Consider the following 13,550-nt stretch of genomic DNA (forward strand, 5'->3'; position numbering starts at 1 on the left):
CCGCACGGATGGGAGGTTTTTCTGGGTGCGACAACCGGCAACAATAAAACGGCTCGACCGGGCACGCCACCGGGCGGGCCGATGAACACCCCGGACACGAGGATGCTCGTGGAAGCACCGACCACCAACGGCAGGCGAAATCTGCGCTGCTGTCCGAGACCCTCCGTACGTGGCCTGGCTGGGGAAGCGCCAGCGCGGGCGGCCCCGAGATGCGACGGTGACCGAGCGGGTGCTGTTCGGGCTGGTCGCGGACCGGGCGCCGACGTTGTCGTCGAAACCAGCTGCCGCGAAATAGATCTGCAACGACTTCCGTATTCCCGACCTGACCGAGACGAGCGACGACGCCTGCTACCTTGCGTGCACGAAGGGGCGCAGGTCTTCCTGGCCGAGGGGCTCGCGCTCTACGAGAGCCTCGGCAAGCAGCTGACCGGCAAGGTGCGCGCGGAGCCACACCAGTTCCAGCGCTGAAGCACCAGACGGATCACCCGGCCTTCGCGATCAAGGCTGCCTGCGCGCGCGCCACCTGCGCGGCCACCGCGTCCATCGCGACGGTGCGCACTTCACTATCGCGCACCACCGCACGCCCGTTGACGATCAGCGCGGCCAGGGGTGGGGCGGAGCCGAGGACGAGCGCGGTCACCGGGTCGTCTATCCCGGCGTGAGCGGCCGTGTCCAGGCGCCACAGCGCCAGGTCCGCCAGCTTGCCTACCTCGATGGAGCCGATCTCGTTGTCTCGTCCGAGCACTCTGGCACCGCCGATGGTGGCCAGTTCCAGCGCGGTGCGGGCGGTCATCGCACCGGGGCCACCCTTGTTGCGGGCATACAGCAGCGCGTTGCGCGGTTCCTCGATCATCGAGCCTGCTTCGTTGCTCGCGGCGCCGTCGACGCCCAGTCCCACCGGGACGCCCGCGTGCACCAGGTCGGCGGTGCGGGCGACACCGGCGCCGATCCGTGCGTTCGAGGTCGGGCAATGTGCCACGCCGGTATGGGTTTTCGCCATGGTGGCGATGGCGGCGTCGTCGAGGTGGATGGCGTGCGCGTACCAGACGTCGGGGCCGAGCCAGCCGAGCCGCTCCAGGTACTGCGCGGGCGTGCAGCCGAAAGTCTGCTCGCAGTAGTCCTGTTCATCGATGGTCTCCGCGAGGTGGGTGTGCAGCCGCACCCCGGACGAGCGGGCCAGCACCGCCGACTCGCACAGCAGGTCCGGCGTGACCGAGAACGGCGAACACGGAGCCAGCGCGATCCGCAGCATCGAGTCGAACGACGGATCATGCCAGCGGGCAACGGCTTCCGCGCTGGCAGCGAGAATGTCGTCCAGGCTCTCCACCACGTGATCGGGTGGCAGCCCACCCGCGCTCGCACCCAGATCCATCGAGCCACGGCACGGATGAAAGCGCAGACCCACCTCCTCCGCCGCGGCGATCTCGGCGCCGAGCAGGTCACCGCCCTCGCGCGGGAAGAGATAGTGGTGATCGGTCGTGGTGGTGCATCCCGTTCGGGCGAGCGCGGCGAGCGCACCGGTGGCGGCGACCCGCACCGCGTCCTCATCGATACCCGCCCAGATCGGGTACAGCGTGGTAAGCCACTCGAACAGTGAGCTGTCCACCGCGAGGCCGCGGGTGATCCACTGGTAGAGGTGGTGGTGGGTATTCACCAGCCCCGGGGTCAGCAGGCAGCCTCGGCCGTCGAAGCGCCGCGCGCCCGGTTCGGGTTCGGGCGCCTGCCCCGCACCGACCGCCGCAATTCGATTGCCGCGTACAACGACGTGACCGCGCCGGTATTCGGTGCGCTGCGCGTCGACCGTCGCGATCGCACAGCCCTCGATGACGGTCACCTGGTCCATGCGAGCCCGGCTTCTGGTGCGTCGGCACGCGCCACGGTGGCGTGGATCAGGCCGTAGGGACGGTCGGCGGCGTGGTAGACCTCGCCGCGGTTCTCGATGCCGAATCGGGCAAGGTCGTAGTCGAAGTGGTGTTTGTTCGGCGCGGCGAGCCGGATCTCGGCCAGCACCGGGTACGTCTCCAGCGCGGCCTTGCCCATCTCGAACAGCGTCTGCTGTAGCGCCTTCGAGTGCTTCGTCGCGTAGGTCTCCACCAGCCGCGCCCGCACCCCGGCGTAGACCTCGTCCCAGGCGACTTCGTCGGTGGCCGCGAATCGCCACTCGGCGATCAGCGAGGTGGCCAGCATCCGATCGTGGGTCGGCGCGAGCACAGTGAATTCGTCGGTCAGGAAGTCAGCGAACTCGGAGCCGGTCGACTTCAGGATGGTCAGGTCCTTCACTCCGCCGACGACCCACGCCTGCCGGTCCTCGCCCTTGCCCGCCACGGTGACCGCCGCCGTGCGCACCTCCGGGCCTCGGCGCACCCAGGTGTGATCGTGCTCGACGCCGCCGACCGGCACCCGCTGCCAGGCGTATTCGTCGACGTCGACGCGCGCGCTGGTCACCGGCTCGATCTCGGCGACGAAATGACCGGCCAACGCCAGCGCGTAGTCCTCGATCGCCCGCAGTCCCGGTTGCTTCGCGTAGGCGTACGCGGTCTGCTTCTGGGTATCGGTCGGCAGCACCTTCGCCTGGCTACCTGCGACGTACGCGTCGGCGAAATCGCCGCGCAGCACCGTGGAGACGTTCACGTCGCGGATCTCGTGCCGCGCGGTCTCCCGGTATATCCGGACGATCCGGTTCTCCGCCTTGCCGTATCGATGATCCGACAGCACGATCGGCCCGGTCAGTTCCATCTCGGCTCAGCTCCCTCGGTAGGTGGAATAGGCGAAAGGCGACAGCAACAACGGGACGTGGTAGTGCCGCTCTTCGGTGACGGCGAACGCGATGGCGACCTCCGGGTAGAAGGTTTCGACCTCGTGGTGAGCGAAATAGGCGCCGGTGTCGAACACCAGACGATAGGTATCCGGTTCGAGCTCCGCGCCGAACGCCCCGATCCGGCCGTCGTCGTCGGTCGCGCTCGAATCGAGCTGCCGCGCATGCTGATACAGCGTCACAGTGACCCCGGCGGCAGGCATGCCACGCACCGCGTCGAGCACATGGGTGCTCAATGTGCTCACCGCCGGTCCTCCAGCAGCCCGCGCAGCCGGATCCGGTTGATCTTCGCCAGTTCAGTTCGCACAACTCGCCTTTCGGTCTCGGGATCGTTGCGTAGCCGGGCCGTGAGCAGCGCGAGCACCTCCTCGGCAGACTTACCGGTCGCGCATACCAGGTAGATGTGCCCGAACCGCTCCTCGTAGGTTCGGTTGCCCTCGGCCAGCGCCTCACGAACCTCGTCCGCGGCCGCCGCGACCCCGGCCTGCTCACGCGCCGAGTCTGCCGAACGCGGCCGCTCCCCTATCCGGAAATGCCCCGCGAGGGCCAGATCGATCTCGGACTCGGGCAGCCGCGCCACCGCCGCGTCAGCGGCGTCCAAGAGCGCCTCGACACTCGGATACGGACGGCCCACGACCAGCGAACGAGCAAGACCCGGCGACGAGCAACAGGCGAGCAACGCCTGATGGGCCGCGTCGTCGGACATCGCGTCGAACCCCGCGAGGCCTGGTCCCTGGTCTGCCATCGGACCAGCATTGACCACGACCCGCCCGGCCGCCACCCAGAAGCGCGAGATCACCTTCGGCGTGTCGCACCGGGCGACACGGCAGGCGTGCTTCGTAGCGTCCGTCGGTGTGGGGTTGTCTGATGGTGCCGGGTTGCCGTGCAGAGTTCGACATTCGGGCTGCGTTGCACCCATCTCGGGAGTATCGCGACGCACTACACCTGCCCCGCTAGCGGCCGTCCTTTTGGACCGCCGAATCGGTCAACATCGTATTTTGAATGCGCGTTCACCTGCCTCGGCAGCATCAGCCGATCCGAGGATTCTGGCCGGGACGGGGTCTTCCTCCAGCTTTCCGCAGACGCGTTCCTGGACATCACGCCACGATGTCGCCCATGTGTCCGGTTCCTCCCGCAGGTCGACGCACTACATCCGGTCGGGTGCCGCGATGCCGAGCAGGTCCAATCCGGTGGCCAGGACTTGGGCGGTGAGATCACACAGGGCCAGGCGGCTGCTGCGGCTGGGTTCCTCGGTTTTGAGCACGGGGCATCGCTCGTAGAATGCGGTGAACGCGGTCGACAGTGTGTAGAGGTAGTTCGCGAGTCGGTGAAACTCCACGGTGTCCGCCACTTCGGCGATGATGTCCGGAAAGGCCAGCAGTTCGATTGCCAGCGTGCGCTCTGCCAGCTCGACGATGTGCACGGGTTCGCCGTCGCGAGCGGGGATGACGTTGCCGCGGCGAAAGATCGACCGAATCCGAGCATGCGCGTACTGGAGGTAGGGGGCGGTGTTGCCGTCGAAGGACAGCATGCGATCGAAGTCGAAGGTGTAGTCGCGTGCCCGGTCGGTCGACAGGTCTGCGTACTTGACCGCACCGATTCCCACGGCGCGGGCGACTTCCGCACGGGCTTCGGCATCGAGGTCGGGGTTCTTCTCCGCGATCGCCGCCGTCGCACGTTCGACAGCCTCGTTGAGCAGGTCGACGAGCTTGATGGTGCCGCCGACGCGGCTGCGCAGCGTCTTGCCGTCGGATCCCAGTACGGACCCGAAGCCGACGTGCGTGGCGCGCGAGGGCGGCGCGAGCCACCCGGCCGCCCTCGCGGTCGCGAATACCATCGCGAAATGCTGCTGCTGCGGAATTCCGACGACATAGAGGAGTCGGGTAGCCCCCAGTTCGGTGAGCCGGTTCCGGATCGCCGCCAGATCGGTTGTGGCGTAACCATAGCCGCCGTCGCTCTTACGAGCGATCAGAGGGACCGGCCGGCCGTCACGGCCGACGAACCCCTCGGGGAACACGCACTCGGCGCCGTCGCTAACCTGAAGCAATCCGAGCCGATCGAGGTCTTCCACCACTGAAGCGAGGTTGTCGTTGTAGGCGCTCTCGCCGACGAAGTCCGATTCGACCAGGCGAACATCGAGGCTGTCGTACACCCGCATGAAGTATCGCTTGGATTCGGCGACCAGCAACCGCCACAGTCGCGAGGTGGCCTCGTCGCCACCCTGCAGTAGGACGACCCGCCGCCGGGACCGCTCCTTGAATTCATCCGACGCGTCGAACTTTCGCCGAGCCGACGTGTAGAAGTCGCTCAGGTCGCCGACCGAGAGTTCGGCGGCCGCCTCCGCCTCGCCGACATCGAGCAGATGCTCGATGAGCATGCCGAACGGAGTACCCCAGTCTCCTAGGTGGTTTCGCTTGATGGCCTGATGCCCCAACCACTCCGTGACCCGTACCGCGGCATCACCGATGATCGTGCTCCTGAGGTGACCGACATGCATCTCCTTCGCCGTGTTCGGCGCCGAGTAATCGATCACCACGGTCTCGGGATGCGCTGCGGTCGGCACGCCGAGCCGACCGTCGGCGCCGACCGTCCCGACGAGCCGGCCCAACACCTCTGATCGGACAGTGAGATTGATGAATCCCGGCCCGGAGATCTCGGTGCGCTCCACGAGATCATCGAGATCCGCCGCCGCCAGCACCTTGGCCGCAACCTCCCGCGGGTTCGCGCTCATTCGCTTGGCCAACCCCAACGCCGCGTTCGACTGGTAGTCGGCGTACTGCGACCGCTGGACAACCGGGTCGACCGGTTCACCGGCCACGATCTCGAAGGCCTGCGCAAGGCGATCACGCAGTAGCTGCTTGGGAGTTCCCACGGACGACAACCCTAGCGAACGTCGGGGCTATCCGCGCTGGTAGACAGACACGGCCGGGCATGCCGCCTGAGCACCGGTTTTACCCCGTGCGGAGGAAACGACGCGGTATTACCTTCATACCCATGATGGTCCCCATAACCCCGGTATGTGCGGGCATCGTGCTCGCCGCGGGCGCCGGAACACGCTACGGGCGGCCGAAGGCTATCGCCGAAGGTGGCGCATGGCTGCGTGCCGCGGTGGCCGCGCTGACCGGTGGAGGCTGCGATCCGGTGATCGTGGTCCTCGGTGCGACCGGCCCTTCGCCGCGGATCGTCGATCTGCCGCAGGGCACCCAGCATGTGTGGGCGGCGGACTGGGCCACCGGACTCGGCGCCTCGCTGCGGGCAGGTCTGATCGCGGCGGCGCGCACGCCCGCGCAGTTCGCCGCGATCATGCCGGTCGACACCCCGGATGTCGGGGCCGAGGTTGTCGCTCGAGTGACCGTCGCCGCGTTCGCGGCTCCGAGCGGTCTCGCGCGAGCTGTGTTCCACAACACACCGGGCCATCCCGTTGTGATCGCGCACAAGCATTGGAACGCGGTTTGCGCGGCCGCCGTAGGAGATTCCGGAGCTCGCACCTATTTGTCAGGCAGGGACGATATGGTGTGCGTCACGTGCGACGATTTGGCGACGGGGGTCGATCGTGACTTCCCGGCCACGACCGCACGGTGATCGGAGCTAGCTGATGCGGGACATCGTCGACGATCTGTTGCGGGTGTGGCATTCGGGCCGGACGGGTGGGCTTGCCACCATCGTGCGCACGGTGGGTTCCGCCCCGCTACCGATGGGCTCGGCAATGCTTGTCGACCAGGATGGCGGCGTGTACGGCGCGGTCGGTGCGGGTGGGCTGGAGGAGATCGCCTACGAGGCGGTACTCCAAGCCGCGCGTACAGGCCGCCGCGCTTTACACCGCTACGGCGTCGCTACCGGTATGGAGACGGGCGCGAACGGCGAGAGCATGATGGATGTCTTCACCGAGCCGTTCTCCCGCCGCCACTTTCCCGAGTTTCCCGATGTGGCGGCCGAGATCGCCGCGCATCGCAGGGTCACCGTTTTCACGGTGGTGTGGAATTCCGACCAGGACCTGATCGGCCAGCATCTGATCACCGACAAGAAACACGCCACCGAGCTGGTCGCGCTGCCGGATTCGGATGTGTTCGTCGCCTCGTTCGCCCCGCCGCCTCGGCTGATCATCTTCGGCGCCAACTCCTTCGCCGCAGCGCTCACGGTGCAGGCCGGGCTGCTCGGATACCGGGTGACGATCTGCGACTCGCGGCCCAATTTCGCGACGCCGGAATCGTTTCCGGGCGCGGAGGTCGTCGTCGACTGGCCGCACCGGTATCTCAACACCCTGTCCTCGGCCGGGGAAATCGACAGCAGCACCGGCATCGTCGTCCTCTCGCACGACCCCATGTTCGAGATTCCACTGCTCACCGTCGCGCTGCGATTACCCGAGCTCGGGTATCTCGGTGCGATGGGGTCGCGTCAGATGCACTTCCGGCGCATGGAGGACCTGCGGGCAGGTGGTTTCAGCGACGAGACACTGGCCCGGCTGCGTTCCCCGGTGGGTGTGGACATCGGCGCCCGCACCGCGCCGGAGGTGGCGGTCGCAATCGCGGCCGAACTGCTCGCCGCGCGCGCCGCCCAGCCGGCGCGACCGTCCGACCCGTACAGCGGAGAGATCCCGGTTACGCCGAAAACCGTTGTGCGGCTCGGGATCTAGTACCAATGCCGCGCAGTTGGCGCGGAGGGGCCAGGCGCAAGTGGGTGTTGTTGTGGTGGTTGGTGTGTCGTGAAATGGGACAGCGGAACTGCTGGTAGAGAGGTTATCTGCCAAGAAAGCCGCCTGCCGGTTCCTTCACCCGACACCGGTTGTCAACCGGGCGTGCTTCAGAGCTGGTTCGAGGAGGAGCGCGCGAAGCGGATCATGGCGCGGTAGAGGGCGGCGGGGGTGGGTGATTGGGGCAGTGGCGGGATCGGGGCGCCGGGAGCGGCGAGGGCGCGGAGCATCTGTCCGACGAGGCGGCGCCAACTGTCGGGCGCGGCGTTGCCGGTCGCGGCGATGACGCCCGCGTTGGCCATGAGCAGGATGACGAGGTCTTCCGGGGTGAAGTCGGCCCGTAGGTGACCGGTTGCCTGGGCGCGGGCGATTAGTTCGAGAAAGCCGTTGTAGGCGTCGGCACGCCGGGCTTCGAGGGCTTTGGCGGCGGGGAAGGTCATGGTCAGGACGTCGGCGAAGCCGCGGTCGGCAGCTTGCATGGCGCAGACGGCTTGGATGTATCGGGTGAAGCCGTGCCAGGGGTCGGGGTCGGCGAGCGCCTCGGTGGTGGCGGTGGCGTAGGCGTCCATGCGGTCGGCGAATACGGCGTTGATGAGGTCTTCGCGGGTGGCGAAGTGGCGGGAGAGGGTGGCTTTGCCAACGCCGGCCTCGCGGGCGACCGAGGCCATTGAGACACCAATACCTTCACTGCCGTACAGGTGGCGGGCGGCCTTCGTGATGCGCTCGCGGTTGCGCTCGGCGTCGGCACGCAGGGCGGGTTCGGGCTGCTGACCTGGTGCTTCGGACGAGTTCGCGGTTGGTGTCATGTCCACATTCTACTAACTGGAACACCCTTCCCGAATGTTCTGATACGCTGGCGGCATCAGAAACGGGAAGGCCGTTCCATTTCTTGTGAAGCCAGTAAAAGACAGCTCCTCGCCCCGACCACCGACTGACTACCGCACGAACACCCTGCAACTACCGAGAAAGGAAACTCCTGATGCCCACTATCGCCATCGTCGGCGCAGGCCCTGGCATGGGCCTGTCCATCGCCAAGGTCTTCGGCGACCGCGGCTTCGACGTCGCCCTGATCGCCCGCGACAAAGAGAAGCTGGACGGCCTGGTCGCCCGCCTCGCCGAGCAGAACATCACCTCGGCGGCGTTCACCGCCGACGTCATGAACCGTCCCGCGCTCACTACCGCCCTGGACGCCGCCGCGCGGCACTTCGGTGGCATCGACGTCCTCGAATACTCGCCCGCCCCGCACACCGCAACTCCCGGCGTCGAGATCGCCGGGGCGTTGGAGGTCACGCCGGAGAACCTTCAGCCGCAGATCGAGTACAACCTCTACGGCGCCGTGACCGCCGCCGGCGCGGTGCTGCCCGCCATGCTGGACGCCGGGGCAGGAGCCTTGCTGTTCACCACCGGCGGAGGCTCCGTCACCCCCAACCCGATGTTCGGCAACGTCAACGCCGCCGCAGCCGCCCTGCGCAACTGGGTCCTCAACCTCAACAACGTCCTGGCGGACAAGGGCTTGTTCGCGGGACATGTCGCGATCAACGTCTGGATCGGCGGGGGCGGTCCCGAAGGCTTCCCGTCCGCCGAGCCCGACACGATCGCCGCCCGGTACTGGGACCTGTACGAGCGCCGCGACAAAGCCGAAGTGGTCTTCAACGGCTGACCCCCGGCACTTCCATCCTCCCAGTACCGACTCGAAAGATCTCCGCTGCTCATGAACGTCTTCCTGTGGATCGCGCAGGCCGTGCTCGCCGCCATGTTCGCCATCGCCGGTGTCATGAAAGCCACCCAGCCCAAGGACAAGCTCGCCGAAAAGCTGCCGTGGGTCACCGACTTCTCACCCGCGACGGTCCGCTTCATCGGCTTCGTGGAGTTCGCCGCCGCACTGGGCCTGATCCTGCCCGCGGTCACCGGTATAGCCCCCGTCCTCACACCGCTGGCCGCGACCGGACTAGTCATCACCATGATCCTCGCCGCGATCATCCACGCCAGCCGCAAGGAACCCTCCGCGATCGCCTTCAACGCCGTCCTGCTGGTCCTAGCCGCCGTGGTCGCCTGGGGCCGCTTCGGCCCTTACGCCTTTTAGTACTGAGAGCAGTCGCTCTCCTTGAACTCTGAGAAGGGAGTCCGACCATGTCTTTGCACGTGATTGTCGGTGCCAGTGCCAGTGGTGTCGCCACGGCGAGACTATTGGCCGATCGTGGTGACCGGGTGCGGATCGTGTCCCGCCGGGGCGCTGGTCCCCAGCACCCGGCGATCGAGCGGGTCGCCGCGAACGCCGCCGACGCCGACGCCGACCAGCTCACCACGCTGACCGAGGGTGCCGCGGCCCTGTACAACTGCGCCAACCCGCCATACGACCGCTGGCTGACCGAGTGGCCACCGTTGGCCGCCTCGCTGCTCACCGCCGCCGAACGCACCGGCGCCGTACTCGCCTCAATGGCGACCCTGTACGGCTACGGACCCGTGGCAGGACCGATGACCGAGAACACCCCGCTGAACGCGGACCATCCCAAACTGCGCCTGCGCGCCGACATGTGGCGCACCGCCCTCGCCGCCCACCAGGCCGGTCGGGTCCGGGCCACCGAGGTGCGCAGCAGCGACCTTCTCCAGGGCACCGGACTGCTCAGCCAGACCGTGGCCAAGCCTGTAGTCACCGGCAAACTGGCCTTCGCGCCCGAGCCGCTCGACCAACCCCACACCTGGACCTCGGTCAACGACGTGGCCGCGCTGCTGGTCACCGTCGCGGGTGACGAGCGTGCCTGGGGCAAGCCCTGGCACGTACCGTCCAACCCACCCATGACCCTGCGCCAGCTAGCCACCCGGCTCAGCCAGGTCGCCGGTGCCCCGGCGCCCAAACTCACCCAGATCCCCTACCCCCTGCTGTGGACCGCCGGGATCATCGTCCCGATCGTGCGCGAGTTGCGCATCACCCACTACCAGTGGAACCGCCCGTTCGTCATGGACTCCACAGCCGCGACCGTGACCTTCGGCCTCGAGCACCAACCCATTGACGACGCGCTACGTGAGACAGCACAACTCGTACACGGGTGAGAGCCTCGCCGTTCGACAGGCACGAGTCCGATCAGCAGCGAGGCACCGAAGTTGGACCTAGTATTTCAGTCCGGGGTTCTCGGCGTACACCTCGCGCAATACGGACAGGTCGAAAAGCTGCTCGGCCTTGATGTCGATCTTGGCGGTGCGTAGCGCTGCGATGTTCTGCTCGATCAGCATGTCGGTCATCGTGAGCAGGCCGTTCGCGGCCGTGTCCGGCGAGACCACCAGTTCGTTCTGGGCGGCGGCCTCTTTCGTCTGCTCGTCGAGATCGAGCTTCTGGTCCTTGCCGTACACCTCGACCGCCAGCCTGGCTGACTCGGCGGGGTCGGCCACCGCGTCCTTCCAGCCCTTGATCTCGGCGACCAGAAATGCCTTCAGCTTGTCGCGCTCCTTGTCGATCGTGGACTGTGTCACCGTCAGCGTCTCAGCAACCAACGGCAAGTTGAAGTCGGCGAACAGGAAATGCGCGTTCTGGAACCCCTTGGCCGCCAAGGTGATCGGCTCGTTGGTCACGTAACTGACCCATCCGTCGACCTCGCCGCTGGCCAGCGGGGTCGGATCGAACTGGGCGGGCACGATGGTGACATCGCTCGGCTTCAGCCCGTTGGCGGCGAGCAGTGCGTTGAAGATCAGCTGGTTCGTGTCCTGCACGCCGATCTTGCGACCCTTCATGTCCTCGGGGGTCCTGATCGGCTTGCCCGCGGAACTGACGATCGCGAACGGGTTCTTCTGGTACGTGGTGCCGACGATCTTCGCGGGCAGGCCCTCCAACACCGCGGGCGCGGTGGTCTGCGGAGCGGAAAGTCCCAGCCACATCTTTCCGGTGTCCAAGCCTGCTTCCACCGAGGTGCTCGCGGCACCGCCCGCGACCAGATCGACCGAACCGAAGCCTGCTTCTTTGAAATAGCCCTTCGCGTCCGCGAAGTACTCTCCGGCGAACTCGATGTTCTTCAGCCAGGACAGCTGCACCGCGACCCTGCCGTATCTGGAACCGTCCGGGGTCGACCCGCCCGACGAGTCGCTGGAATCGCTGCCGCAGGCGGCCAGCGCTCCGGTACCGCCGAGCACGGCGCCGGTCAGTGCGGAGTAACGGAGAAACGAGCGTCGGTTCAGGTGCCCGAACGAAGAGCGTTGCGCGGGTGTCATGGGCCGAATCTAGGTCTACCGCGTTTCAATTTCTTTACTTTGACGTTCCGAGCGTGGATTCGCGCGAATTCTGCCGACCGAATCGGCCGGTCAGTACCGTCCTGCCTCCGTCCCGAAGCGCGCGAGCACCAGGTTCTCGACCACACCGACGATCGCGTAGAGCACCACCGAAACCAGCGTCACGATGACGATCGACGCCCACAGCTTGCTGTATTGGAAGGTCGGGATGGCCCGGATCAGGCTGGCGCCGAGCCCGGTTCCGCTGCCGAGCCATTCTCCGAGCAGCGCGCCGATCAGCGCGCCGGGCACCGAGATTCGCGCGGCGGCGAACACCGAGGGCAGCGCGGCGGGGACGGCCACCATCCGTAGCCCGGTCCACCGCGATCCGCCGTACGCGGCCACCAGATCCAAGGCCTGGCGCGGCGCGTTGCGCAGGCCCGCCATGATCATGACCAGGGCCGGGAAGAACACGACGATCGCGGCCATCACCGTCACCCCGGCCAGCCCGCGGCCGAACACCAGCACGATGATCGGGGTCAGCGCGACCAGCGGCACCGAACGCAACAGCATCGCCACCGGCAGGAACGTCTGCTCGACGGCGGCGAACGACACGAACAGCGCCGCGACCACCAACGCGGCGAGCATGCCCGCACCGAACCCGATCGCCGCGTCTCGCAGCGTGATCTGCAGATCGTCGATGATCGCCTGCCGTGCGGTGCTCGCATTGGGGGCGGTCACCAGATAGGTCCAGATGTCACCCGGCGACTTACCGACCCGCGGCCCGACCTGCGGGAAAGCCTTCAGGAAGACGTACCAGATCACCAGCATCAACAGCAGCGAGGTCAACAGCGGGAACAGGAATCGTCCGATCCGTCGCAGCAGTTTCATCGCTCCTCCTGTATTTTGCGGGACACCCGCACCCGGTCGGAGCGATCAGGCGCTGCGCAATGGTTCCTCATCGCTCCTCCTGTATTTCGCGGGACACCCGCACCCGGTCGGAGCGATCAGGCGCTGCGCAATGGTTCCTCACCGCTCCTCCTGTATTTCGCGGGACACCCGCACCCGGTCGGAGCGATCAGGCGCTGCGCAATGGTTCCTCATCGCTCCTCCTGGGCAGTCCACGGAGCGACCAGCCGTGCGGCCAGCGCCACCACCACGTACCCGAGTCCGGCCAGCGCCGCCGCGGCCAGCGCCATCCCCCAGGTGCGCGGCACGTTGTAGGCGGTCTGCGCTGCGGTCAGCGCCACCCCGATTCCGCTGTCCACGCCGCCGAGGTATTCGCCGATGATCGCGCCGAGCACGGCGGACGGCGCGGCGATCTTCAACGCCGCGAAAGTGTTCGGCAGCGCCGATATCACCTGCACCCGGTACAACTGCTGCCAGCGCCCACCACCGTAGGCGCGCACCAGGTCGAGGCTGGTCCGGTCGGCCGATCGCAACCCGGTGACGGTGCCGACCATCGTCGTGAAGAAGCAATACATCGCGGCGAGGAACACCGTCGGAGTTCGTCCGCCGAACACGACAAGGATGATCGGGCCGAGCGCGAGCAGCGGCGTGCAGTAGCTCAGGATCGCCAGCTGGGTGGCCAGCGACTCGATCGGCGGGACCAGCACGATCAGGATGGCCAATGCGATGGCCAGCCCGTTGCCCCAGACGAACCCCTTCAGCGCGCCGAGCGCGGTGATCCGGAAGTTCGGCCCATACAGCCCCCACCCGTCGGTGACCATCGTGTGCAGCACCTGCCACGGGCTGGGTATGGTTCCGCCTGCGACGCCGAGCGCCGCGAGTATCCACCACACCACGACCAGCCCGAGTACGCCGAGCACACCGCCGAGGCGCTTCATT

14 protein-coding genes are annotated in these 13,550 nt (G+C 67.1%); 5 read left to right on the top strand and 9 right to left on the bottom strand.

Features of this window, described 5'->3' with window-relative positions:
• Positions 1–481: 481 nt before the first annotated feature.
• From OHB12_RS22200 to argS, 5 genes are all read right to left on the bottom strand, one after another.
• Positions 482–1,843, bottom strand: a complete 1,362-nt coding sequence (locus OHB12_RS22200; RefSeq protein ID WP_327110502.1) for an 8-oxoguanine deaminase — start codon at positions 1,841–1,843, stop codon at positions 482–484.
• Entirely contained in the window at positions 1,831–2,736 is a 906-nt protein-coding gene (gene pucL / locus OHB12_RS22205; protein ID WP_327110503.1) for a factor-independent urate hydroxylase, read from the bottom strand. The genes OHB12_RS22200 and pucL overlap by 13 nt, the downstream gene beginning before the upstream one ends.
• Before the next feature lie 6 nt (positions 2,737–2,742).
• The gene (gene uraH, locus OHB12_RS22210) at positions 2,743–3,060 is read right to left on the bottom strand and encodes a hydroxyisourate hydrolase (protein ID WP_327110504.1); all 318 of its coding nucleotides are present in this window, start codon (positions 3,058–3,060) and stop codon (positions 2,743–2,745) included.
• A complete protein-coding gene (uraD, locus tag OHB12_RS22215; RefSeq protein WP_327110505.1) occupies positions 3,057–3,560 on the bottom strand; it encodes a 2-oxo-4-hydroxy-4-carboxy-5-ureidoimidazoline decarboxylase in 504 nt (167 codons plus the stop codon). The genes uraH and uraD overlap by 4 nt, the downstream gene beginning before the upstream one ends.
• A 402-nt stretch (positions 3,561–3,962) precedes the next feature.
• Positions 3,963–5,687: an arginine--tRNA ligase gene (argS, locus tag OHB12_RS22220; protein ID WP_327110506.1), complete on the bottom strand. Its 1,725-nt coding sequence runs from the start codon at positions 5,685–5,687 to the stop codon at positions 3,963–3,965.
• Positions 5,688–5,809: 122 nt separating this feature from the next.
• Between argS and OHB12_RS22225 the strand changes: the two genes are divergently transcribed.
• A complete protein-coding gene (locus tag OHB12_RS22225) occupies positions 5,810–6,397 on the top strand; it encodes a nucleotidyltransferase family protein (protein ID WP_327110507.1) in 588 nt (195 codons plus the stop codon).
• Positions 6,398–6,410: 13 nt separating this feature from the next.
• The gene (locus tag OHB12_RS22230; RefSeq protein ID WP_327110508.1) at positions 6,411–7,448 is read left to right on the top strand and encodes an XdhC family protein; all 1,038 of its coding nucleotides are present in this window, start codon (positions 6,411–6,413) and stop codon (positions 7,446–7,448) included.
• A gap of 167 nt (positions 7,449–7,615) precedes the next feature.
• Here OHB12_RS22230 and OHB12_RS22235 read toward each other — a convergent pair whose 3' ends face one another.
• Positions 7,616–8,311, bottom strand: coding sequence for a TetR/AcrR family transcriptional regulator (locus OHB12_RS22235; RefSeq protein WP_327110509.1), 696 nt, complete (start codon positions 8,309–8,311; stop codon positions 7,616–7,618).
• Positions 8,312–8,484: 173 nt separating this feature from the next.
• On the opposite strand from OHB12_RS22235, the gene OHB12_RS22240 reads away from it, so the two are divergent.
• From OHB12_RS22240 to OHB12_RS22250, 3 genes are read left to right on the top strand one after another with little or no spacing between them, the layout of a single operon-like run.
• Positions 8,485–9,165: an SDR family NAD(P)-dependent oxidoreductase gene (locus OHB12_RS22240; RefSeq protein ID WP_327110510.1), complete on the top strand. Its 681-nt coding sequence runs from the start codon at positions 8,485–8,487 to the stop codon at positions 9,163–9,165.
• Positions 9,166–9,216: 51 nt separating this feature from the next.
• A complete protein-coding gene (locus tag OHB12_RS22245) occupies positions 9,217–9,588 on the top strand; it encodes a DoxX family protein (RefSeq protein ID WP_327110511.1) in 372 nt (123 codons plus the stop codon).
• Positions 9,589–9,635: 47 nt separating this feature from the next.
• On the top strand, positions 9,636–10,556 hold the full coding sequence (locus OHB12_RS22250; RefSeq protein WP_327110512.1) for an NAD-dependent epimerase: 921 nt from the start codon (positions 9,636–9,638) through the stop codon (positions 10,554–10,556).
• 57 nt (positions 10,557–10,613) lie between these two features.
• Here the strand turns inward: OHB12_RS22250 and OHB12_RS22255 are convergent, their stop codons facing one another.
• The 3 genes from OHB12_RS22255 to OHB12_RS22265 form a co-directional block, all read right to left on the bottom strand.
• The gene (locus tag OHB12_RS22255) at positions 10,614–11,705 is read right to left on the bottom strand and encodes an ABC transporter substrate-binding protein (protein ID WP_327110513.1); all 1,092 of its coding nucleotides are present in this window, start codon (positions 11,703–11,705) and stop codon (positions 10,614–10,616) included.
• 90 nt (positions 11,706–11,795) lie between these two features.
• Positions 11,796–12,593 carry an ABC transporter permease gene (locus OHB12_RS22260; protein ID WP_327110514.1) on the bottom strand — a complete coding sequence of 266 codons (798 nt, stop codon included), beginning with the start codon at positions 12,591–12,593 and terminating at the stop codon, positions 11,796–11,798.
• A 209-nt stretch (positions 12,594–12,802) separates the two neighbouring features.
• The gene (locus tag OHB12_RS22265) at positions 12,803–13,549 is read right to left on the bottom strand and encodes an ABC transporter permease (protein ID WP_327110515.1); all 747 of its coding nucleotides are present in this window, start codon (positions 13,547–13,549) and stop codon (positions 12,803–12,805) included.
• Between the last annotated feature and the right edge of the window lies 1 nt (position 13,550).

The sequence above is a fragment of the Nocardia sp. NBC_01730 genome (assembly GCF_035920445.1).
Classification (GTDB): Bacteria; Actinomycetota; Actinomycetes; order Mycobacteriales; family Mycobacteriaceae; genus Nocardia.

Bases quoted from the DNA above. Each gene is read 5' to 3' on its own strand.
- OHB12_RS22200 (WP_327110502.1), bottom strand. From the start codon at position 1,843: ATGGACCAGGTGACCGTCATCGAGGGCTGTGCGATCGCGACGGTCGAC.
- pucL (WP_327110503.1), bottom strand. From the start codon at position 2,736: ATGGAACTGACCGGGCCGATCGTGCTGTCGGATCATCGATACGGCAAG.
- uraD (WP_327110505.1), bottom strand. From the start codon at position 3,560: ATGGCAGACCAGGGACCAGGCCTCGCGGGGTTCGACGCGATGTCCGAC.
- OHB12_RS22225 (WP_327110507.1), top strand. From the start codon at position 5,810: ATGATGGTCCCCATAACCCCGGTATGTGCGGGCATCGTGCTCGCCGCG.
- OHB12_RS22230 (WP_327110508.1), top strand. From the start codon at position 6,411: ATGCGGGACATCGTCGACGATCTGTTGCGGGTGTGGCATTCGGGCCGG.
- OHB12_RS22235 (WP_327110509.1), bottom strand. From the start codon at position 8,311: ATGACACCAACCGCGAACTCGTCCGAAGCACCAGGTCAGCAGCCCGAA.
- OHB12_RS22240 (WP_327110510.1), top strand. From the start codon at position 8,485: ATGCCCACTATCGCCATCGTCGGCGCAGGCCCTGGCATGGGCCTGTCC.
- OHB12_RS22245 (WP_327110511.1), top strand. From the start codon at position 9,217: ATGAACGTCTTCCTGTGGATCGCGCAGGCCGTGCTCGCCGCCATGTTC.
- OHB12_RS22250 (WP_327110512.1), top strand. From the start codon at position 9,636: ATGTCTTTGCACGTGATTGTCGGTGCCAGTGCCAGTGGTGTCGCCACG.
- OHB12_RS22255 (WP_327110513.1), bottom strand. From the start codon at position 11,705: ATGACACCCGCGCAACGCTCTTCGTTCGGGCACCTGAACCGACGCTCG.
- OHB12_RS22260 (WP_327110514.1), bottom strand. From the start codon at position 12,593: ATGAAACTGCTGCGACGGATCGGACGATTCCTGTTCCCGCTGTTGACC.
- OHB12_RS22265 (WP_327110515.1), bottom strand. From the start codon at position 13,549: ATGAAGCGCCTCGGCGGTGTGCTCGGCGTACTCGGGCTGGTCGTGGTG.